Annotated in this window: 20 protein-coding genes; 10 read left to right on the top strand and 10 right to left on the bottom strand. The window is 61.4% G+C overall.

All coding sequences use genetic code 11. The features are described from left to right. Positions 1 to 23: 23 nt before the first annotated feature. The 7 genes from A0W34_RS23840 to A0W34_RS23870 are packed head-to-tail and all read left to right on the top strand — an operon-like array spanning position 24 to position 7674. Positions 24 to 1151, top strand: a complete 1128-nt coding sequence (locus A0W34_RS23840; protein ID WP_081558860.1) for a CaiB/BaiF CoA transferase family protein — start codon at positions 24 to 26, stop codon at positions 1149 to 1151. 19 nt (positions 1152 to 1170) lie between these two features. After that, positions 1171 to 1974: an SDR family NAD(P)-dependent oxidoreductase gene (locus A0W34_RS23845; RefSeq protein WP_003940160.1), complete on the top strand. Its 804-nt coding sequence runs from the start codon at positions 1171 to 1173 to the stop codon at positions 1972 to 1974. A 30-nt stretch (positions 1975 to 2004) separates the two neighbouring features. Further along, positions 2005 to 3192, top strand: coding sequence for a lipid-transfer protein (locus tag A0W34_RS23850; RefSeq protein ID WP_065455237.1), 1188 nt, complete (start codon positions 2005 to 2007; stop codon positions 3190 to 3192). A 1-nt stretch (position 3193) separates the two neighbouring features. Continuing rightward, positions 3194 to 3574, top strand: a complete 381-nt coding sequence (locus tag A0W34_RS23855; RefSeq protein WP_081558384.1) for a MaoC/PaaZ C-terminal domain-containing protein — start codon at positions 3194 to 3196, stop codon at positions 3572 to 3574. 24 nt (positions 3575 to 3598) lie between these two features. Next, a complete protein-coding gene (locus A0W34_RS23860; RefSeq protein ID WP_054825171.1) occupies positions 3599 to 4756 on the top strand; it encodes an acyl-CoA dehydrogenase family protein in 1158 nt (385 codons plus the stop codon). A gap of 49 nt (positions 4757 to 4805) precedes the next feature. Continuing rightward, complete coding sequence (locus A0W34_RS23865) at positions 4806 to 5972, top strand: thiolase family protein (RefSeq protein ID WP_081558385.1); 1167 nt, start codon at positions 4806 to 4808, stop codon at positions 5970 to 5972. Position 5973: 1 nt separating this feature from the next. After that, a complete protein-coding gene (locus A0W34_RS23870) occupies positions 5974 to 7674 on the top strand; it encodes a class I adenylate-forming enzyme family protein (protein ID WP_081558386.1) in 1701 nt (566 codons plus the stop codon). An 84-nt stretch (positions 7675 to 7758) separates the two neighbouring features. Here the strand turns inward: A0W34_RS23870 and A0W34_RS23875 are convergent, their stop codons facing one another. From A0W34_RS23875 to A0W34_RS23895, 5 genes are all read right to left on the bottom strand, one after another. After that, positions 7759 to 8406, bottom strand: a complete 648-nt coding sequence (locus tag A0W34_RS23875; protein WP_232329914.1) for a GntR family transcriptional regulator — start codon at positions 8404 to 8406, stop codon at positions 7759 to 7761. 28 nt (positions 8407 to 8434) lie between these two features. Then, complete coding sequence (locus A0W34_RS23880; RefSeq protein WP_081558388.1) at positions 8435 to 9202, bottom strand: enoyl-CoA hydratase/isomerase family protein; 768 nt, start codon at positions 9200 to 9202, stop codon at positions 8435 to 8437. Further along, entirely contained in the window at positions 9199 to 10269 is a 1071-nt protein-coding gene (locus A0W34_RS23885; RefSeq protein ID WP_081558389.1) for an acyl-CoA dehydrogenase, read from the bottom strand. Before A0W34_RS23885 ends, A0W34_RS23880 begins: the two co-directional genes overlap by 4 nt. Further along, a complete protein-coding gene (locus A0W34_RS23890) occupies positions 10266 to 11393 on the bottom strand; it encodes an acyl-CoA dehydrogenase family protein (RefSeq protein ID WP_081558390.1) in 1128 nt (375 codons plus the stop codon). Before A0W34_RS23890 ends, A0W34_RS23885 begins: the two co-directional genes overlap by 4 nt. Before the next feature lie 111 nt (positions 11394 to 11504). Beyond that, the gene (locus A0W34_RS23895) at positions 11505 to 12653 is read right to left on the bottom strand and encodes a TetR/AcrR family transcriptional regulator (protein WP_198035668.1); all 1149 of its coding nucleotides are present in this window, start codon (positions 12651 to 12653) and stop codon (positions 11505 to 11507) included. Between the two features lie 200 nt (positions 12654 to 12853). Here A0W34_RS23895 and A0W34_RS23900 point away from each other — a divergent pair, with 200 nt between their 5' ends. Continuing rightward, positions 12854 to 14011 (top strand): acyl-CoA dehydrogenase family protein, encoded by a 1158-nt coding sequence (locus A0W34_RS23900; RefSeq protein WP_081558392.1) that lies wholly within the window; start codon positions 12854 to 12856, stop codon positions 14009 to 14011. Positions 14012 to 14076: 65 nt separating this feature from the next. Here A0W34_RS23900 and A0W34_RS23905 read toward each other — a convergent pair whose 3' ends face one another. Next, a complete protein-coding gene (locus A0W34_RS23905) occupies positions 14077 to 15522 on the bottom strand; it encodes an aldehyde dehydrogenase (RefSeq protein WP_081558393.1) in 1446 nt (481 codons plus the stop codon). 186 nt (positions 15523 to 15708) lie between these two features. On the opposite strand from A0W34_RS23905, the gene A0W34_RS23910 reads away from it, so the two are divergent. Next, a complete protein-coding gene (locus A0W34_RS23910) occupies positions 15709 to 16662 on the top strand; it encodes a TauD/TfdA dioxygenase family protein (RefSeq protein WP_081558394.1) in 954 nt (317 codons plus the stop codon). 10 nt (positions 16663 to 16672) lie between these two features. Here the strand turns inward: A0W34_RS23910 and A0W34_RS23915 are convergent, their stop codons facing one another. Further along, a complete protein-coding gene (locus A0W34_RS23915; protein WP_081558395.1) occupies positions 16673 to 17227 on the bottom strand; it encodes a TetR/AcrR family transcriptional regulator in 555 nt (184 codons plus the stop codon). A 185-nt stretch (positions 17228 to 17412) separates the two neighbouring features. On the opposite strand from A0W34_RS23915, the gene A0W34_RS23920 reads away from it, so the two are divergent. Continuing rightward, entirely contained in the window at positions 17413 to 18636 is a 1224-nt protein-coding gene (locus A0W34_RS23920; protein WP_081558396.1) for a cytochrome P450, read from the top strand. 6 nt (positions 18637 to 18642) lie between these two features. Here A0W34_RS23920 and A0W34_RS23925 read toward each other — a convergent pair whose 3' ends face one another. From A0W34_RS23925 to A0W34_RS23935, 3 genes are all read right to left on the bottom strand, one after another. Next, positions 18643 to 20028: a lipase family protein gene (locus A0W34_RS23925; RefSeq protein ID WP_425328783.1), complete on the bottom strand. Its 1386-nt coding sequence runs from the start codon at positions 20026 to 20028 to the stop codon at positions 18643 to 18645. Beyond that, entirely contained in the window at positions 20028 to 21311 is a 1284-nt protein-coding gene (locus A0W34_RS23930) for a hypothetical protein (RefSeq protein ID WP_081558861.1), read from the bottom strand. The genes A0W34_RS23925 and A0W34_RS23930 overlap by 1 nt, the downstream gene beginning before the upstream one ends. A gap of 297 nt (positions 21312 to 21608) precedes the next feature. Further along, on the bottom strand, positions 21609 to 22667 hold the full coding sequence (locus A0W34_RS23935; protein ID WP_228401300.1) for a hypothetical protein: 1059 nt from the start codon (positions 22665 to 22667) through the stop codon (positions 21609 to 21611).

The following is a 22667-nucleotide window of genomic DNA, read 5'->3' on the forward strand; positions in this document are numbered from 1 at the left end:
ACCAGCGAAAGATGCCTATTTCCATGACGACTGACGCCAGTCCAAGCGGTCCGCTCGCGGGCCTTCGCATCGTCGAACTCGGCGGTATCGGTCCCGGCCCGTTCTGCGGAATGCTACTTGCCGATCAAGGCGCCGACGTGATCCGGATCGACCGTAGCACCGAGGCCGGAAACCAGTCCGGACATCCTGTGCTGCATCGCAACCGGCGTTCGGTAGCCCTCGATCTCAAGGATCCGCACGACGTCGACACCGTCTTGAAGATCATCGACACCGCCGACGCGGTCATCGAGGGCTTCCGGCCGGGAGTCACCGAGCGTCTGGGGCTCGGCCCGGACACCTGCCTGGCCAGGAACCCGAAGCTCGTGTACGGCCGGATGACCGGGTGGGGCCAGGATGGGCCGCTGGCGCATGAACCAGGCCACGATCTCAACTACATCGCTCTTATCGGCGCACTCGGGGCCATGGGAGCCCCCGGGGATGTCCCTCCGGTTCCGCTCAATCTGGTCGGAGACATGGGCGGTGGCGGAATGCTGCTGGCACTCGGTATCACGACCGCCATGCTGCGAGCACGAATCGACTGCCGCGGACAAGTGGTCGACGCGGCGATGACCGACGGCACCGCCCTCCAGTTGGCCTTGATCCACGGGCTACTCGCGCGTGATCGCTGGGTTGACGAGCGGGCATCGAACATGTTCGACGGCGGCGCTCCCTTCTACCGGAACTATCGTTGCGCCGATGGCGGATTCATGGCTGTGGGTTGCGTGGAGCCACAGTTCTACGCCGCAACCATGAGAGTGCTCGGTCTGACCGAGGATCCACTGTTCGCACAACAGCACAACAGAGATGCGTGGCCGGCAATGGCTGACCGACTCGCCGAATTGTTCGCGACCCGTACCCGCGACGAATGGGACTCTGCATTCGACATGCAGGGTGCCTGCGTCTCCCCGGTGTTGAATTTCAACGAAGCAGCGGCACACCCGCACAACGCCTTCCGTGCCACGTTCGGCAAGTTCGGCGACGGGCACATCCAACCGAATCCAGCTCCTCGCTACTCCGATACACCGGCCGATGACCCGCGTCCCGCACCCGTCATCGGTCAACACACCGACGAAGTGCTCGCCGAAATCGGCGTAGTCACCGCCACACGCTGAAACCGAAAAGGATCGCATCATGGGAACACTCGACGGCAAGGTTGCCATCGTCTCGGGCTCGGGCCGCGGCATCGGCCGCGAAATCGCTCTCAAGCTCGCCTCCGAAGGCGCCTCGGTAGTGGTCAACGACCTCGATCCCGAGCCCGCCGCTCAGACTGAACATGACATCAAGGCCGCAGGCGGACAGGCCGTCTCGTGCATCGGCTCCGTTGCCGAGGACGGATTTGCAGAACGCTTCGTGGACACTGCTGTCGAATCGTTCGGTGGACTCGACGTCATCGTCAACAACGCCGGTTACACCTGGGACAGTGTGATCCAGAAGATGACCGACGAGCAGTGGGACACCATCCTCGACGTCAACCTCAAGGCACCGTTCCGGATCCTGCGTGCCGCTCAGCCGTTCGTCAAAGCCAATCCCACCGGCTACCACCGCAAGGTCGTCAACGTTTCGTCCACCTCGGGTGTCTTCGGCAATGCAGGACAATCCAATTACGGCAGTGCAAAAGCCGCCGTCGTCGGTCTCACCAAAACGCTGGCCAAGGAGTGGGGCCGTTACAAGGTCAACGTCAACGCTGTCGCCTTCGGCTTCGTCGTCACCCGAATGACCGAGGTGACTGCCGATTCCGACACCAAGATCACGATCGACGGCCGCGACATCCGTGTCGGAGTCAATCCCGACCGCATGGCAGCCATGGCAACCACCATCCCCTTCGGCCGTGGAGCAACTCCGGTTGAAGCCGCAGGCGCCGTTTACCTGCTCTGCACACCGGAGTCCGACTACGTCAACAGCCAGTGCCTGGTTGTCGACGGCGGACGAGTCTGACACCGCTCCCCTCGATCATTCGGAGAAACTATGAGCCGCAGAGCATTTGTAGCCGGGGTCGGCATGATCCCGTTCACCAAACCAGGTAAGAGTGACGACTACGACGTCATGGGCGCAAGAGCGGCCACAGCGGCGTTGAAGGATGCGGGCCTCGAGTACTCGAAGGTTCAGCAGGCCTATGTCGGGTATGTGTACGGCGATTCCACGAGCGGCCAGCGAGCGCTGTACAACCTCGGCGAGACCGGCATCCCGGTGATCAATGTCAACAACAACTGCGCCACCGGTTCGACTGCACTCTGGCTGGCCCGTCAGGCAGTCGAAAGTGGCGCAGTGGAATGTGCTCTGGCGCTTGGCTTCGAGCAGATGCAGCCCGGAGCCCTCAAAGGCGCCTGGACTGATCGCCCGCGTCCGCTCGGCCGCTTCGACGAGGTCCTCGAGGCTGCCGCCGGGATCGACACATCAGTTCCGCGGGCTGCGCAGTACTTCGGTGTGGCGGGTATCGAATACATGGAGAAGTTCGGCATGAGGGCCGAAACCTTCGCCAAGGTCCAGGTCAAGGCACGCAAGCACTCGGCCGACAACCCGTACTCGGTGTTCCGCACACAACTCACCGAAGAAGAAGTGATGGCAGCGCCGACACTCTTCGGCCCGGTCACTCGATACCAGGCGTGCCCACCCACATGTGGCGCCGCAGCAGCGATCATTTGCTCCGAAGAGTTCGCCCGCGCCAACGGACTTCGCACAGACGTCGCGATCAAGGCGCAGTCGATGACGTCCGATCTACCCAGCACTTTCAACGAAGGAAGCATGATCAAGGCCGTCGGCTACGACGTCACCGCTTCGGCGGCTCACAACGTCTACGAGGCCTCGGGCGTCGACCCCCGCGATATCAAGGTCGTCGAGCTTCACGACTGCTTCACGGTGAACGAGGTGCTCTGCTACGAGGCTCTCGGACTCGTGGAAGAGGGCGGCGCAGAGCAGTTCATCCTCAGCGGCGACAACACCTACGGCGGACGAGTGGTGGTCAACCCGTCCGGCGGCCTTCTGTCCAAGGGCCACCCACTCGGTGCCACCGGTCTCGCCCAATGCACGGAGTTGGTATGGCAGCTTCGCGGCGACGCCGGTCCACGTCAGGTGGACGGTGCAACCCTCGCTCTGCAGCACAACCTCGGCCTCGGCGGTGCCGGAGTCGTCACCCTCTACGAAAAGGTGAGCTGAGATGGATACCGGAGACACCCTGGACCTGACGGTCCCGAAGATCACTCGCACCACACTGGCTCTTTACGCCGGGGCTTCGGGTGACCACAATCCCGTCCATATCGACATGGATGCCTGTGCGGCAGTTGGTATTCCCGACGTCTTCGCCCACGGCATGTTGTCCATGGCGTACCTCGGACGACTTCTCACCGATAACTACGAGCAGGAGCGCATCCGTTCCTTCTCTGTCCGGTTTTCCGCGATCACCCCGGTGAACTCGACGCCGCAGTGCACCGTCACGGTCGTCAAGGTCGAAGACGGCCTCGGTCACCTCGATCTCACCATGACGCTGCCCGACGGCACCGTGACACTGCGCGGTTCCGCAGTCGTCGCGGTCAACTAACCCTCCACGAGAAAGCAGAACGAGATGAAGCGCAACCTCTTCACCCAAGAGCACGAGGACTTCCGCGAAACGATCCGCACGTTCATCGCCAAGGAGGTCACTCCGTTCTACGCAGACTGGGAACGTGACAACCGCGTCCCACGAGAGTTGTTCAACAAACTCGGCGATCTTGGTGTCATGGGTTTCGACATCCCCGAGGAGTACGGCGGAACCGGCACGATCAGCTACAAGTTCCAAGCGGTGATGGACGAGGAAACCTCGCGCGCGGCGGTGAGCTTCGGCCACTACACGGTCAGTACAGGCATCGTCCTGCCGTACCTCTTGCGTCTGGCGAACGAAGAACAGAAGCAGCGCTGGCTCCCGTCGATCGCCACCGGCGAGAAGACGCTGTGCATCGCCATGACCGAACCCGGCACCGGTTCCGATCTGGCCGGCATCCGTACCACTGCCAAGCTCTCCGAAGACGGCACGCACTACGTGCTGAACGGGGCGAAGACATTCATCACGGGAGCGGTCAATTCCGAACTGTGCGTGGTGGTTGCACGCACGTCCGCGCCTGCAGAGGACGACCGCCGCTTCGGCCTGAGCTTGATGGTGGTTCCCACCGACGCACCCGGCTTCGAATACGGTCGCAAACTCGAGAAACTCGGCCTGCGCGCCAGTGACACCAGCGAGCTTTCATTCACCGACGTCAAGGTTCCGGTTGCCGATCTCCTCGGCGAGCAGGACAAGGGGTTCTCGTACCTGGGGCAGAACCTGCCGCGTGAGCGCCTCTCGATCGGCAGTCGTGGCGTGGCATCTGCCCGTGCTGCAATCGAATTCGCGAAGGCATACGTCCAGGAACGCCAGGTGTTCGGCAAGCCCGTCGCAGCGTTCCAGAACACCAAGTTCGTTCTCGCCGAGTGCTCTGCCGAGGTCGAGGCCGCGCAAGCACTCGCCGATCGCGGCATCGAACTCGACGATTCAGGCGAACTCACTGCCGCCGACGCGGCGCGCATCAAGCTGTTCGGTACCGAGGTCGCCGCGCGCGTGATCGACAAGTGCCTGCAATTGCACGGCGGCTACGGCTACATGCTCGAGTACCCGATCGCACGCCTGTACGCGGACACTCGTGTGAGCCGCATCTACGGCGGTACAAGCGAAGTCATGAAGACGATCATCGCCAAGGACATGGGTCTGTAGAGACCAGAGCCAGATCTTCCCAGTCACACGAACGATCGAAGGAGTTCCCATGCGTGACGCAGTCATCGTCGACGCCGTCCGGACCGCAGTCGGTAAACGAAACGGTGCACTTTCCCGAATGCATGCAGTCTCACTGTCTGCACATGTTCTCGAGGCCTTGGCCGATCGAGTAGATCTCGATCCGGCGCTCGTGGACGACGTGATCTGGGGCTGCGTCGGCACGCTCGGGATGCAGTCCGGTTGCATCGCCCGGTCTTCGGTCCTGGCGGCCGGTTGGCCCGAACATGTGCCCGGGGTTACCGTCGATCGCCAGTGCGGGTCGTCTCAGCAGGCAGTTCACCAGGCGGCTGCCGGCGTGATCTCCGGCCAGTACGACGTCGCGATCGCGGGCGGCGTCGAGATGATGAGCGCTGTACCGATGGGCTCCGCGCGTGCGGACGCACGTTTCGGTGAGCCGCACGGGCCGCTTGTCTGGGAGCGCTACAACGGTATCCGATTCAACCAGGGCGTGGGCGCCCAGATGATTGCCGAAAAGTACGGCATCTCGCGAGCCGAACTGGATCAGCATGCGCTGGATTCGCACGAGCGCGCCGCCGCCGCCGTCGACGAAGGTCGCTTCAAGGATCAGATCACTGCTGTGACGGTGACCGACGCCGACGGCCGCAGCAGTGTCTTCGAGAAGGACGAGGGTGTGCGCCGCGGTGGCACCCTCGAAAAACTCGGATCGCTCAAACCTGCTTTTTCCGAGGATGGTTCGATTACCGCTGGTAATTCGTCGCAGATCTCCGACGGTTCCGGCGCGCTGCTCGTGACCACCAGCGAGTTCGCGAAGTCTCAGGGTTGGACACCCATCGCGCGTATTCACACCGCGGTGGTCACCGGTACGGATCCGGTCACCATGCTCGAGGGTCCGATTCCGGCTACGGCGAAAGCTCTTGCAAAGTCCGGTCTCTCGATCGGTGACATCGGCGCATTCGAGATCAACGAGGCTTTTGCCTCGGTGTCGCTCGCGTGGCTCCGTGAGACCGGCGCCGATTACGAACGCATGAACCCAAACGGTGGCGCGATGGCACTGGGTCATCCGATCGGCGGTTCCGGCGCACGTCTGATGACCACTCTGGTACATCACATGCGAGAGAACGGCATCCGCTACGGATTGCAGTCCATGTGCGAAGGCGGCGGAATGGCCAATGCCACGATTCTCGAGCTGATCTGAGATGACGGCTACAGAGATCCAGAGCCCTGACATGAGTTCGAGTTGGCCACTCGGGCTGCCCCGCAGCTTGGAATATCCCGACTGTGGTGCCGATGCGATCCTGGCCGGAGCGGCCCGCTCGTACCCGGACCGCCTCGCGCTCGTCGACGGCGACACGTCACTGACCTACTCGCAATTGCGTGATCAAGCGCTGCGCGTAGCGCAGGGCCTGCGGGAGCGCGGTGTCCAGCCGGGTGACGCCGTGGGACTGCACATGCCGAACTCGATCTGGTTCATTGTCGCGTACTACGGCGCACTGTGCGCCGGAGCAGCAGTGGCTCCGATAAATCCGGCCCAGCCCGTGGCCGAATTGAAGCGCCAACTCGACGACGTCGACGCCAAGGTCGTCTTCACCCATCCATCTTGTGCTGCAACGGCAATCGAGGTCAACGCACTGTCCACACCGCCTCGCATCCTGGTACTGGTTCCGGGAGCCGGCGCGCAGTCCGGCCATTGCGAAGGTCTCACCTCCATCACAGACCTCGCCTCGTCGAAACCGCTGGCCGACTACCGGGTGGATCCCGAACTTGTTGCTCACCTGCAATTGACCGGCGGCACAACCGGAAAGTCCAAGGCCGTACGAGTGCTGCACCGGAATCTCGTGGCCAACGTGCTCCAATCCGCCTGTTGGCGCTCCGGTCATCGAACCGAACTAGTCGACGGGGCACTTCTCGTTCGGCCGATCGACGGCGCGTTGACGCGTTACTCCATCGTTCCGGGTGAGGGCGCGTCGATCTCGATCGCGCCGCTGTTTCACGGACTCGGTCTGGTCAGTCACAACTTCACCACCTTGCTCGGTGGCACGGTGGTACTCGGGACGCGCTTCGATCCGGACCGATTTCTCGCCGACGTCGACAGGTATCGAGTGACGTACATCGGCGGGTCTCCCACCATGTACTACGCGTTGCTACGCGCACGAACCCTGCGTGAGCACGATCTGGGTTCGGTTCGGATTCTCGGATCCGGAGCAGCCCCACTCGACACGACGGCGATCCGTACACTGCGAGGGGTCTTTCCGAACGCACTCGTCACCGAAGGCTACGGGCTCAGCGAAGCAACAATGGGTCTGACGATGGGTTCACCGTGCGAAGAACGCCCCACCCCGTTGGGGAGCGTCGGCCTCCCCTTCCCCGACACCGAGATTCAGATCCGCGACGAAGTCACCGAAGCTGTACTGGCAGCGGGCGAGACCGGTCAGATCTGGGCCCGAGGTCCGCAGATCGCCGACGGATATCACAACGAACCGGAACTCAGCGCCGGCCAGTTCATCGGCGGTTGGCTTCATACCGGAGACATGGGTTGGCGTGACGAGCAGGGCAACCTGTTCATCGGTGGGCGCTCCAAGGACTTGATCATCTACAAGGGGTACAACGTCTACCCGCAGCCACTCGAAGAGTTGGTGTGCTCGCACCCCGACGTATTGCAGGCGGCTGTAGTCGGCGCCCCCGACCAACTGGCCGGCGAGATTCCGGTGGCCTTCGTCGTGGTCGACTCGGAGTCAGTCGATCGGGTCGAGCAGATTGCCACCGAGATCATGGAGCACGTTGCCACGCAGGTTGCTCCGTACCAGAAGATACGTGACGTATACGTACTCGACGGGTTGCCGTCGACCCAGACGGGGAAGATCCGTAAGAACGAACTTCGTGACAGTCTGGCGCCCTGAGCGTTCGTCCCTCACACGACTACAGTTGCGCGGTATCCGAGAGTTCTACGGATACCGCGCAACTGTTCGCTCTTTCGTCAGGGTTCAGCCAGGTTGGCCACGGCCGAGCCTTCTCACTACCAGAGCTTCGGTAGCAGATCGGTGTTCGTCGCTGGCGCGAATCAGTTCGGCCGAATCCTGATCCCGGACGGCCTGGAGAATCCTGCCGTGGTCCTCGGAAACCTGCCGCCTCGACGACGGTTCGTGAATGTACAGGGCGCGGTAGAAGTCCGACATATACCAGAGCCGATCCACTTCCTGCAGCACGCGCTTCAGGGGCGAATACGAGAACAGGCGGAAGTGGAACTGACGGTTGGCTTCCTGAAACTCGGGTCCCTCCTCGCTCGGTTCGGCCTGGTCGACCCGCTCCTGGAATCCTTCCAACTCGGCGACGTCGACGCCACCGAGATCGATCGACGCCAGGATCTCCGTTTCGAGCAGACGTCGCATCAGGTAGAGCTCTGAAAGATCTTCACTGCTGAATCTGGCGACGGTGTACCCGGTGTTGGACTTGTGTTCGAGGACCCCCTCTGCCTGCAGGGTCGAAAGTGCCTCGCGGACCGGAATTCTGCTCACGTTCAACCGCTCGGCGAGCTCGCTTTGGTGAACCTTCTGTCCAGGCAACAGCTCGCCCGAGACGATCATCTGCCGGATCTGTTGCAGGCAGCGTTGTGCACCGGTTGGTTCCTTCACGGTGGACACGATAGTGGTCGCGTCGACCTCACCTCGCTTTGAACTGCGGTTGCACTCGTGCGAGGTTGGCCTCGATGCCGGCGACGCAGTCTTCGGTCCCCCACAGAGCAACCTGCTCCGCCAACTCTCGCTCGAGCACAGTGGCGACCTCGTCCCGCAGCCCTGCGCGCAACGTCGCCTTCATGGAGCGGACGGCCAACGGTGCGCTCGAGGCAATTTCGTGTGCGTACGCGAGCGCCTCCTGCCGAATGTTCGCATCCTCGGCCAGACGGTCCACCAAGCCGAGTTCGTGCGCCTGTGTGCCGGTCAGCCGCCGCGCCGTGTACAGCAGATCGGCTGCGCATTGTGCCGAGACGATTCGGGGCAAGGTGACGCTGAGCCCGAATCCCTGATGAAACCCCAACGCAGCGAAGTTCGCGTGCAAACGCGTCGAGGGCCCGGCAACGCGAAAGTCCGCCGCGCAGGCGAGGCCGAGCCCACCACCCACCGCGGATCCCTGCACTGCCGCAATCACGGGAACCGGAATCTCGAACAACCGCAATGCCTCTGTGTAGATCGTGCGTACCGTGTCGGCACGATCGGGCCCCAGTCCGCCCTCACCGAAGTTCGCGCCGGCGCAGAAGTGTTTGCCTGCCGATGCGAGAACGATCGCTCGAATATCTCCACCGTTGACGAGATCGTCTGCCGCATCGGCGATCTGCTGCAGGAGTGCCTGATCGAAGTAATTGGCGGGCGGACGTGAGAACTCGATGGTTCCTACGTGTCCGTCGATTTCCAGGTACACGGCGTCGGTCATGATTTCAGCTCCAAGGTCGGTTGAGGGTCGGTGATCAAGCGGGGCAGGGAAGGCTTTGCCGCGACGGCCGTTCCGAGTTGCTTCGCAAGCGCGATCTCGTCCCCGAACTCCGATCTCCAGGCATGCAGTCGACGGGTGAGTTGTTGCAAGCGGTATTCGCGGGTCATGCCGATCGCACCGTGCGCCTGGTGGGCGGCGCGCACGCTCGCGAGCGCATTTTGCGAAACCACCAATTTGGTTGCACACACTTCGAAGTCGGCGTCGCGACTGGTGAGCGCATACGCAGTGCGATCCACGGCCAGCGTGGACATCGATGCCATCTGAGCGAGGGTGACGATGTGCTGCTGGACGGCTTGGAATTGCGCGATGGGCCTGCCGAACTGCACCCGCTCCGACACGTAGCGCCGGGTCAGCGTCGACACCGCCTCCATGGCTCCCGCCATCTGCACCGATCGCAGGAAGGCGCCGAGTCTACCGAGAATCCGGGGATCGACCGGGTTGTCACCGTCGACGGTCCGCGCTTCGGAGAACGTCAGGCTCTGACGCGGTTGCCCCGCAAAGTCCGTCCCGGAACCGATCTCGGCGTCAGAGATGTTCAGGAGTACAACTCGATCACCGAGAACTGCCGCCAGCACTGACGCGGCGCTCCCCCACGGCACATCGTGAAAGGTTCCCGATACCAGGCCGTTGCTGGTCCGACGCGCATCGTCGCGCTGCGATCTCGGCGCGACGGTTGCGATTCCGGAGGGCACCGGTAGCCCAGCCGCTGCTGCCAGTCTGCCGGCAAGGTACGTCTCGGCGAGGGGCAACGGCGCAGCGTGCCTCGCAGCAGCGCGCTGCACAGTAACGGCGTCGAGGAGCGAGCCACCGGAACCACCTGCAGATTCGGGAAGACCGACCAGCGGCAGCCCCAGTTCCACTGCCGCGTACCATAATCCGGTTGGCAGACCGTCGCTCTCGGCCTCCGCTACCACCTCGGTGCCGGACTTCTCGGCGAAAAATTGCTCGACCATCGCTTCGAGGTCGGCGTCGAATGTGTGCGCGTTGATCTCTGACCCCGAATTCATCGGTTCAACCCTTTCATGATCACGGTGCGGAGAATTTCGTTGGTGCCGCCGCGAATCGACCACGACGGCGCCACCAGCACGGCCCGGGCAAGCAGTGATTCGTACGGATCGTCGGATGCAAGGTCTGGCGCCCGGCCGAGGTGCCGCGCGACGGTCGCAACACAGTCCTGTTCGAAGCGTGTAGCCATCTCCTTGATCAGCGCGGCCTCTGTGACCGGCGAGCGACCGGCGTCGACCATCCGTGCGATGGACAGCGACATCCCGCGAAAAGCCCAGCAGCGTGCGGTAATCGAGCCCAGATCGACGAGGGCAGCTGGACCGCCTTGCGCTGCTTGGCTGGCCGCCCAGTTCTCGAGGACCGGCATCAGCGACATCCAACGGTCGACGCCACCTCGCTCGAGTGCGAGTTCGCCGGTGTTTTGTCCCCAGCCCGCTCCGACGTCTCCGAGGCGACGCGAATCCGGCACGAAAACATCCTGGAACGACACCTCGCAGAAGTCCTCACTACCGTCGATGAACGGAATGGGTGAGACGGTCAGGCCCTCGCTGTCGCGATCGACGATCAGCTGAGTGAGTCCGTTGTGCTTGTCTGCCGAGGTTCGAAGCAGGGCGAGTATGTGTGTGGCGTGGAAGGCGCCGGTGGTCCAGATCTTGGTGCCGTTGACTTTCCAGCCACCATCGACACGTTCGGCGCGAGTGCGCACTGATGCCAGGTCCGACCCCGAGTCGGGCTCACTCATCCCGATCGAGAACGAGAACTCACCGCTCGCGATACCGGGAAGGAAGTACCGCTTCTGTTCTTCCGTGCCGTTGGCGGCGATGCTCGGACCCGACTGTCTGTCCCCGATCCAGTGATACCCGACCGGTGCTCCCCGCGCGAGAAGTTCTTCCACGACGACCAATCGATCCACTGCTGACCGTCCGCCCCCACCGTATTCCTTCGGCAGCGACATACCGAGCCACCCACGGCCACCGAGATCTCGCGAGAACACCGGATCCACCGCCCCCGACATCCCGAGTCCGAGTGGATAGCTACCGGGGGTGAGCCGCTTGTCGAGGTATTCCCGTACTTCTGCCTGAAGTTCGAGTTCCTCGATCGTCAGCTCTGTTGCGTCGAAACGCATGGACGTCTCCGATCAGTTGAATTCATCGACTAGGTTCTTGAGGAACGTATGCAAAAATGTATACCATCTTGAATATGACTGTCTGCCAACAGTACCCGGCTGATTGTGCGGCTAACTGGCCAGCAAGACGGCGGAGCCGATCTCGAACAGGCGCTCAGGCAGATCGTCACGACGACGTAGTCGGCCGATACGCACGGCGTTCTCCACAACCGTCAGAGCAGCATTGACGGTGATTCTGGCCGTCGCGGGTTCCAGTCCCGGACGAACGTCGTCGAGCATCTTGACCCACAACGCGACGTACTCACGCTGATTCTGTTCACACGTGCGGCGGAACTTGTCCGGCAATTGGTCGAGTTCACTGATCAACAACCCGATCAGATGACGCTCGTTGATCGCGAAATCGATATGTGCCGCAAGCAATCCGGACAACGCGTCCTCCGGCCCGGTTGCCGCAGCGAGCGCCTGCGCGACACCGATCCGGCGCCGCTCGCCGCCTCTCGAGACCGCCGCGATCAGTAGGTCGATCTTGGCATCGAAGTGGTTGTACACATTGGGGCCCGTGGTTCCGGCAGCCTCACCGATGTCCTCGGTGTTGACCGCCTGATACCCGCGCTCATCGAACAGACGAATCGCTTCGGTCAACAAGAGTTCACGTCTCGGCATCGCCACCGGAACGTGACCGGTCGACGTCTCCACCTTCCCCTCGGAGTGACCGAGTTCCGTATGCACCGCCCGCTCCGCCAACTCTGCCAGCAGCAGTTCCATCTGACGTCTCGGTAGTGACACCCGATGCGAGGACACGCTGTTGAAGACGGCAATGAGAGCCCAGGCGAGCAGATAGCTGTCTTCTTCGTCGAGCTCGGGACGTTCCGTTCTGATCAGCGCAGCATCGCGTGCGGCAGCGCTCTTGAGCGTCGCGCGCATTTCCTCCCGTTGCTCGTCGGGTAGGTAGCGAGCTTCGCGTTGCCACAGGAGAGAGAGCCCTCGACGACGAGATACCGACGCCGCAAGCTCCGCGATCAGCGATTTCAGATCCTCGGACCCGGCGACTCGATCGTAGAGAGATTCGATACCTGCGTTGACCGCTGCGTAAAGCAGATCCGGCTTGTTCTTGAAGTGCCGATAGAGGGCCGGGGCCGTGATTCCGACTGCCGCAGCGACCTGCGCAACGGACACATTGTGATACCCGTGCTCACGGAAAAGTTCGCCTGCAGCAGCAAGAATTTGCTGCTTACGGTCGTGGGGCCTACGTACGACCATCGTGACTCTCTCCTTCGCGACAACCGGAACTCGAACAACCTGGGTTGCATCGTCAAACGCATACCTATGAGTTATTATTCACTTATTGCTGTAAAACAACAGCTCATTCCGCAATTTTCTCTCAACATCTGGTTAGAGAACCTTACCTCACCGCAGAACCGGATACCTGACTTCAGGGTACCGAGCCCAAGGAGAATCGCGTGCAACGAACCGTCTACAACAGCGATCACGATACGTTCCGTCACATGATTCGGACGTTCATCGCCCGTGAGGTCGTCCCACACTTTCCAGAATGGGAGGAAGCCGGCATGGTTCCTCGATCACTGTATCGACAGTTGGGTGACCTCGGAATATTCGGAATCGAACTGCCCGAGGAGTACGGCGGCGGCGGCGAGGCGAGCTTCAAGTATCAGGCCGTGATCCGCGAGGAGACCGCACGGGCAGGGGTCACGTTCGGCGCCGACGTCGTCCATACGTGCCTGGTCCTGCCTTATCTGGTGGAGTACGGCAACGACGAACAGAAAGCGCGATGGCTTCCCGGTTTCCTCTCCGGCGAACTGATGACCGCCATCGCGATGACCGAGCCTGGCGCCGGTTCAGACCTTGCCGGGATCAAAACAACGGCGCGACTGTCCGGCGACGGCAGCCACTACGTCCTCAACGGATCCAAGACGTTCATTACCGGCGGAGTACAGGCTGACCTGATTCTCGTGGTCGCTCGCACCAGTCCGCCGAGCGAAGTGAACCGCCGCGCCGGTCTGTCGATTCTCTGTGTCGACACCACGTCGGACGGCTTCGGCGTCGGTCGCAAGCTCGAGAAGTTGGGACTGAGAGCGCAGGACACCGCCGAACTCTCGTTCACCGACGTCCGCGTGCCTATCGAGAACCTCCTCGGCGAGGAGGGTGCTGGTTTCGGCTACCTCACCCGAAATCTCGTCCGGGAACGACTCGGCGCCGCCGTGGGGTCCTACGCGAATGCCAGCGCAGCAATCGAGTTCACGACCGAATACGTCAAAGAGCGCGAGGTCTTCGGTGCCCCCGTGGCTCAGTTCCAGAACACGAAATTCGTATTGGCCGAATGCTCGGCAGAAGTCGCGGCCGCGCAAGCTGCGGTCCACCGCGCACTCGATCTCGACGAGATCCGTGAGTTGACCGTCGCGGACGCCGCGAGGATCAAGCTCTTCTGCACCGAGATGGCCGGCCGCGTCATCGACAAATGTCTGCAACTACACGGTGGATACGGCTACATGCGTGAGTACCCGATCTCTCGCCTGTATGCGGACACACGGGTCAACCGAATCTATGCGGGCTCGAGTGAAGTGATGAAGACGATCATCGCCAAGGACATCGGCATTTGACACGAGCTGATTCGGCCCCACCTCGACAATCGAAGTGGGGCTGAATCTTTTGCGACTTCGCCGGGTCAGGCGGGGAGGAAGATGCTCTTGGCTTCGAGGTACGCCGCCAGACCTTCAGGGCCGAATTCGCGCCCCACACCGGAATTCTTGTAACCGCCGAAGGGACCAACGACGTCGAATCGTTGGCAGTTCACCGAGAAGGTACCGGTCCGGATCTGCCGTGCCACCTCGATGCCGCGCGCAGTGTCCGCAGTCCAGACCGCTCCCGAGAGTCCGAGGTCGGAATCGTTGGCAATCGCGATCGCGTGAGCTTCGTCCTCGAACGCAATCAGGCAGACGACCGGCCCGAAGATTTCCTCGCGAGCAATCCGCATGGAGTTGTCGACGTTGCCGAAGACCGTGGGTACGACGTACCAGCCTGTCGAAAGCCCCTCCGGCACAGACCCTCCCGTCAAGATCTTCGCACCCTCGGCCTCACCGATTCCGATGTAGTCGAGCACTCGTTGCTGCTGCGCCGCACTGGTCATCGGTCCGATCACAGTCGCCGGATCGGTCGGATCACCAACTTTCATCACCGCGACCGCAGCCGCAAACTTATCCGCAATCTCGTCATACCTACTGACCGGCAACAGAATACGCGTCAACGCGACGCAAGCTTGACCACTGTTGGCAAAGGATCCCGCCAGGATGTTGGGCAGCGCCTGATCGATATCTGCGTCTTCGAGAACTATCGCAGCCGACTTGCCACCGAGTTCGAGTGTCACTCGTGTGAGATTCGCGGCTGCAGCAGCCATGATCGCCTTACCTGCTACCACCGACCCGGTGAAGGCCACCTTGTCGATTCCGGGGTGGGACACGAGATGAGCGCTCACGTCCCGGTCGGCAGGCAAGACGCTGAGCACTCCCTTCGGAAGTCCTGCCTGTGAACATATTTCGGCCAGCAAGTTCGAATCGAGCGGCGTCTCCGGAGCCGGTTTCAAGATCACCGCACATCCGCTCAGAAGTGCCGGAGCAAGTTTCGCAGCGATCACCAACTGCGGCACATTCCACGGAACGATTGCTGCGACGACACCCACCGGTTCGTGACGGATCAACATCGGGCCGCCGACGCCCGCACGCGACTCTTCGAACGGAAACTGCGCCGCCACGGCACACGCCGTGCCGTATGCCGCAACGGCTCCCAACACCTGCGTGCGCATCGCCGAACTGGCCGGAGCACCGTTCTGCCGCGAGATCAGCGCTGCGAATTCCTCACTCCTGGCGAGGATCGCGTCCTTGATGCGGGTGACCACCGCAATGCGGTCAGCGAGGGGCGTCTGCGCCCACACTCCGGAATCGAATGCCGCCCTCGCGATCTCCACTGCGCGGTCGACATCTGCCGTCGACGCGGCTGGAACCGAACCGATCACGCTCTCCGTATGCGGCGATATCACCTCGATGACGCCACTACCGGACGGTGTCACCCATTCGCCGCCGATGAATAGTTCCGTGTACTCGACACGTGCTTCCATGCTCGCCCACTCCTCAGGTTTAGTGTTCAGCCGATCAGGACCCTGATCACGTAAATCGTCCTTCGACCATCTGATTCAGATCATAAAGTTAATTTGTAATAACGCAACCAAACGTCTTGCCAACCCTTGACACAGTTAAGGATTGAGCCTTACCGTAGCGGAAGACCCCCACCCGAACGAGTAAGGATGACGGACATGACGGCATTCGTGAGCGGACAGATCTACCCGGTAGCAACCGATCCACTCGCTGCTTACGGGCCACTCGTGGCCTCACGCACCGCCGAGGGATTCGACGTATTGCCGTACACGCGTTTCACACTCACTCCGACGACGCCTACCATCGGTGCGGAAATCTCGGGAATCAGCCTGAGCGGCCAACTCTCGGACGAGACGATGTCGGAACTTCGCCGGGCACTACTCGAATGGAAAGTACTCTTCTTCCGCGATCAAACTATCGACCGCAGCGAACACCGAGATTTCGCGAGTCGATGGGGCTCACTGGAACAGCATCCGTTTTTCAAGTACACCCAACCAGGCCAGAGCGAAGCCGACATTGTCACTCTCGCCAAAGACGCGATGACCGGCGGTGTGGAGAACAACTGGCACAACGACGTCAGCTGGCACGAATTCCCCTCGTTCGCAGCGGTCTTGCGTGCAGTCGAGGTTCCGTCAGTCGGCGGCGATACCTTGTGGGCCGATACCGGAGCGGCATACGAACTACTCCCGGAGGGCATCAAAGAACGTATCGATAACCTTGTTGCCGAGCACGATTGGATCAATTCGTTCGGCAAGCACATGGATCCGTCAACAGTGGCGAAGTTACGCCCACAGTTCCCTGCCGTTCGACATCCGGTGGTGCGGGTGATCCCCGAGACCGGGCGGAAGGTACTCTTCGTCAATCTCAGCTTCACTCAGAGGATCGTCGGGGTGCCCGAAGCCGAGTCCAACGAGCTACTCACCCTGCTCTACCGACACGTGCATCGCCCCGAATTCCAAGTACGACTCAAATGGCGGACGGATACGATTGCGTTCTGGGACAACCGAACTTGTCAGCACTATGCGGCCAGCGACTACTTTCCCGCTCGCAGAGTGATGGATCGAATCTCGATCGTCGGCGACAGGCCCGTAGGCACTCGCTGACGCGGGAGCCTCAGAAGCTGACGAACGACTCGACCATCCGTCGTTCGGCGGCCCTGTCTGCGAGAGGCCATGCCAAGAGCATCAACACGATCCGAACCACCCACTGCGACTCTTGACCTTCAGGATCCAATCCTGCAAGTTCCAGTGCAGTACGCGGGAGCAACGGCGAGGACACGAGATACTCGTCGATTCCGTTGGCCCGCGCTGCCGCAAGGCCGTGGCTCATGGCAGCGTCGGATCTGATCGCGTCGACGGCGACGAGGATCGACTCCACGATGCGCTCGTCGCCGTGCAGTGATTCGACGGCAGTCGCGACCTTGCTCGCCACGGATGCCGCGCCTCGTGACAACAACCCCTCGCGGATCGCGGACTTGCCACCTACGTAGCGGTAGAGCGTTGCCCTCGAACAGCCTGCGCGGGCAGCGACGTCGTCGGCGTTGAACCGATCGAATCCCTGTTCTCGAATCAACTCTGCCGCAGCCGCGAAGATGCGCTCGGTTGCGAGTTCACGGCGGTTACCGCCGGCCAACCAGTCGGCGGCGCGGCGCTCGTTTGCACCGGTCACTCTCCGTCACCTCGTCTCACTCTGAGACAGATTCAATCAGAAATCTCAAGGCTACGGAAGGCCGCGAGCCTCTGACCTGGGAGAAGTACGAGGGGGTTGAAGTGCGTGAGATTTTCTCAAAATGCCAGTTCAGAGGCATTTTCCACCTGTTGACTTCTCCTCGACGGCCGTGACATCTTCCCTTCGTGACACCATCGACGCTCGACATCAACCCTTTCCTGCCGTCGAACATCGACGACCCGTACCCGCTATACGACGTACTCCGGCGCGAGCACCCCGTGTACCGCATTCCTGATACCGACTTCTATCTGGTGTCCACGTGGGAATTGGTCACCGAAGCCGTTTCCCGTACCGACGACTTCTCCAACAACCTCACCGGCGTGCTGGTTCGTACACCGGACGGTTCGGCAATGACATTCGACATGAACGGCGGCGGCCAAGCTGTTCACGTTCTCGCGACTGCCGACGAGCCCGACCATCAACACCAGCGCAAACTTGTCTTGCCGACACTGGTCGCCAAACGTATACGAGCACTCGAGCCGGTGATGACCGAGTACACGCAGCAGTTGTGGGACAACGGCTTCGACGGTCGACGGATCGAATGGGTCACGTCGGTAGCGGACACGCTGCCGCTGCAGATGGTTGCCACGCTGATCGGCTTGCCGGCACACGACGTCCCCCAATTGCTGGCGTGGTCGTACGACAGCACCGAACTTCTCAGCGGCATCGTGACCGCTGAACGGTTGACAGGCGTCGTCACCTCGGCGGCCGAACTCACCGGGTACCTCTACAGCAAGTTTCGTGAGGCACGGGCTCACCCGGTGGATGATCTACTCGGAGACCTCGTCCGTTGCTGTGACGCAGGCGAACTCAGCGAAGACGTGGCCGTGCTGATGTTGGTGCAACTCGTCGGTGCGGGTGGCGAATCGACCGCCGGACTGATCGCCAACTCTGCACGGTTGCTCGCCGAGCGCCCTGAGATTCAGACGCAGCTGCGCGAGGACCCTCTACTCGTGGGCGCGTTCCTGGAAGAAACGCTCAGGCTCGAGTCACCCTTTCGCGGACATCACCGACATGTCAACGCGGACACGACACTCGGTGGCATGACACTGCCCGCCGGCAGTCATCTCATACTGCTGTGGGGTTCGGCGAACCGCGACCCCGAGTCGTTCGTCGAACCACAGGTGATGAACCTCGACAGAGTCAATCCCCGAGCACATTTCGCCTTCGGCAAAGGAGCACATTTCTGTGTCGGGGCCGCGCTGGCTCGTCTGGAAGCAAAGACCGCGATCGCAGTCCTTCTCGAAAACAGTGCGCACTTCACAATCGATTCCGAATCCCCACCCCGTTGGGTCCCCAGCATGTTCGTACGCCGCCATCAGAGTTTGCGTCTCGCTGTCACCGGATAGTTTCACTCAGTTGTCGAAATTGTGGGCTATCCAGTCGATCGTCTGCATTCCGAACAGATCAGTTCCCCAACCGTATGGATCCGTGAATGCGCGATCCATACTGCAGTCCGTGGGCTGATAGCTCACGTCCGTCCATCGGCTTCTGTACGTGTCCGCCAGTTCTCGCGCATCAGCTGCCGGCACAAGTGACATCGGGGAGTCGTCCTTTGCGCACGAAGCTATCAATACCTTCGACGCCGGAGCACCGTGACCCAATACGTTGTCGTCGTACGCGCGCTGGAAGCTGGGTTCTGTGGTCGGATCGATTCCCGGCTCGAAAAGGCTCGCCAGCGGTACGAACGGAAGCGTGAAGTACGCCGGCATCTGGCACTCATCCCGGTACACGTCGGCAATCGCTCGGCCCACGGGATTGAGCTTGTCGTTCAACTTCATCTCGGGGTACCAGGGTTCGAGGCCAAGGAGCGTCGCAAATCCGAAGCCGGCACCGACCGAGGAATCTGTTGTCTCCATGAATGTTCGGGGCTTGATCACCATTCCCTCGAGGACTGTCGAGACGATGTCGAGTTCCGGTGCGTAGGACTGCGCAGATTCGGCGGCGAATGCAGTACCGACTCCACCACCAGCGATTCCGAACAACGCAATCTCCGCCTCAGGATTCAGCCCGGAATCCTGCACCTGAAATGCTGCACGCACAGCATCCAACTGCGCGTGCCCCGCGAACTTGCCCGCGAAGACGCCGTGAGGATCGCGGTCTCCGTTGTTCCCGACGTCGGATATCACTACGGCATAGCCTTTTCCGAACATCAGTGCCAGCGGACCCAACGCCGACCAGGAGGCGCCGTCCAACGGATCGCCGCCCGTCCAGTGCGAACTCGGATGACAGTAGCCGCCGACGCTGTCGTTGGCCTCCTGGTAGCTGATGACTTTCTTCTCCGATGCCGGTGTTCCGTCGATCGGGATCATCATGATCCCGGTGCTCACCACCGGCGTCGAACCGTCGATTCCGGTTGTAACGTACATGATCTTGTAGGCGTCGAGCTGTCCCGGTTTGTATCCGGTGAACAGTACATCCACCTTCTTCGACTTCAGGAGATCACCGGGACGCTCGGCGCCGGTCAACACCGGCTCGTCGTAAAACGGATCATCGGGCGTGAGTGCAGTGAAGATCTCCTCTTCGGATGCGAACTCCCCCGAACTGAGAGCACCGACGGTGAACCCGTTGAATACCTCTCCCAGAGTTGGGGTGTCGGTTCGAAACTCCTCGGATACAGGAGTTTGCACGTCTTTCGGGGCATCACTGTCCGGCACCTCAGCTCCAGCCGTTGCTGGCAGGACCAGCGCAACGGTCAGCGCTACCAGCGGCGCCAACCTTCGGAATGTCGCCGACGACATCACTGAACCGTCACTTTCAAACTGGAGAGGGCCGATTCGAGAGTTTGTGGGAGGGTCACCATCGGGCGGTGACTCTCCAATTGAATTTCGTAGGGAACACTCAATGTGGCTACGAGCCGTGGCCAATCTTCTTCGACCATCGCTCGGTACTTCGGCAAGAGCTGTGAGGTGATGTAGTCCCACCGTTCCTCGTAGAGCGACCAGTTCCAATCCGGGAGGGGCAGTGTCACTGTCGCGGTGCGTCCGTCGGCAAGTGTCGTCGTGAACTCGAGGGGCCGGAACGAGCGAGGCGGGACCACGCCGGCGACCGAGGGCGAGCCGGCAACGGTCGATGCGTAGGTGATCGCTTCTCCCACATCACCTTTGTAGGCGCGCACGGTATCCCACTGGTCGCGGATGATCACCCCTTGCTCACGTTGGAGCAGTGCTACGTTCCCACGTGCAATCCGATTCGAATCGCCGGAAGCTACATCACGCCAGGCGTCCATGACATCCTGACCGAACATTCCGGCACTTTGCATTTCTTCCAGCGCGGGAAGTCCTTCATCCACGTATGCCTGATGCATCGGCATCAGATCCGAGAAGATGTTCTTCTGCATCACCAGGATCATCCCCAGCACATAATCCAAGTCGTCCGCCGTGACGTTCCTGCCCACCGCGGCGAGCGCGCGCAGCCCTGCCGGCAATTGGTTCAGCGCTTGCACGCCAACCTGATCCGTGACCTGAGAAACTATCGAATTGGCAACATATTGCAGATTCGGAAACGAGTACATGTCCGCCATCAGTTCGAAGTCGATCAGTCCCCCGCCGAAGTCCGCACCAACCTGTCCACCCATGCCCGCCCACTGCAATTCCGGGTGACCGAGTTGCAGATCCTCGTAGTAGCGGTACGACTTCACTAGGTTCGTGCGATTAGCCGACACTCCGGCGCGCGGATTCCACGATGAGAGATCGATTCCGGCGGCTTCCGTGGCAGCGACCAATCGATACTGAAACAGCAAGGCCGCATAGGATTCCGGACTGCGACCACTGGCGCGGGCTTCTTCCACAAGGGCTTGCAAGGTGCCGAGATCAGTCGGCAACGCGGGATGGACACCGCCCGGACCGCGTTCGGCATTCCGATTCACCAAAGGCAAATTCACGTACTCGTCCAGCTCGGACGCCGACGCTGAAATCTGTACCGAGAGCAACGCGGACATCGCCAGCGCACATGCCGTCGCGGCTGCCAATACGTCGCGCGCCCAACGACGTCGCCGAACACCTGCCCCCAGGTTCATCCGCATATCGATCCCTGTACTCAGGTCGGCATAGCCCCAATCGACGCCGACACCAAACACTTACTTTGCAGTAAGATAACTCGAGCCCCGAATAAGTGCCAATCCACTGCGAACGCTTCAGGCATCTCTACACGTCGTTGCCGTCTGCAGTTGGTTTATCCAGTTCACGGGCGGCCGAAACCTCTCCAGCGGGCGACCAGCCGGTTACCTGATTGCCCGACACCGTCGGAACATGCGCAGCTACGACTGTGCCCCCGGGTCCGGAAACTCGGGGGCACAGTCCAGACGTCGAGTGATTGGCCGCTACCCGAAGTCAGGCATGTTCTGCCCGCTGTCCTTGTAGAACTTCCATGTGCCGTCCTGCGGTGACTCCATGATGCGGTAGACCTCGGTTGCCCCGACAATCCACAACTGGCCGTTGTACCAATGCAGAGTGGAACCCGATTCCACACGGCCACTTGCGAGTTCGTTGCCGTCGGCGTCGACCACTGCAACCCTGTTACCACCCGCAGTCCAGCCGCCGGTGAGGCCGCCACTCTCGACTGTGTCCGTCAGAACCGGCTTCGGATCAGCCGAGGGAGTGGTCTCCGGCGACGTGGTTTCCGGGGTGGTCGGTGCCGGAGTTGTCGTGCTCGGTGCCGTCGTGGTCGTGGCCTCGGTGGTGCTGGTCGGCTCGGTAGACGTTGTCGGATTGGCGGTCTCGCTCGTGGACGGAGCTTGGGTGGTGGTCGTCTCCAACGCATCAGGCTCGTTCGGCACCATCGCTTCGGCCTGCATCCTGCTCAGAGGGTTCGCCCCGTTGGGTGCCGGTGTCGCCGGATTCCAGGTGTTGGTATTTTCCCAGGCCTGGTTAGCCAATTGCGGACCACGATTACCCTCGCATTCGGTCCTGTTACTTACGAGGTCCTTATGGGTTATCTCGACAGACGACATGAAACCAGATGAGATTGCCGGCCCGTTCACGGTGTACACCCGCGCCCACATCACATTGCGACTGCCATGGGTAATTCCACTGATGGACGTTTGGCTCGCCGACAGATTATCCGTTCGAACGATGTAGCTCGGATCGGATTTCCTCACGAAAACCACCTTGTACCCCGTGACACCTGGAACCGCGGGCCAGCTCAGGTTTGCTCTACGTCCCAATAGGTCTGCTCCTCCCGACGTCGAGCAGTTCACAGTCGAGGTCAACGGCGTCGGATAGAAGTTGCCCGTCGCCACCTGTGCGCCAGTCGAATTGACCACGTCAGTTGGATTTGCCAACGTCCCAGTGGCCTGAGCCAGACCGAAAGCCATTGCAGCAGCGCCGCCGACAGCGATCAACGACCGCAGCGACTTCATGCGGGTGCTAGCCCGTCGCAT

Origin of the sequence: Rhodococcus sp. BH4 (genome assembly GCF_002079265.1) — a bacterium.
GTDB classification, from domain to species: domain Bacteria; phylum Actinomycetota; class Actinomycetes; order Mycobacteriales; family Mycobacteriaceae; genus Rhodococcus_F; species Rhodococcus_F qingshengii.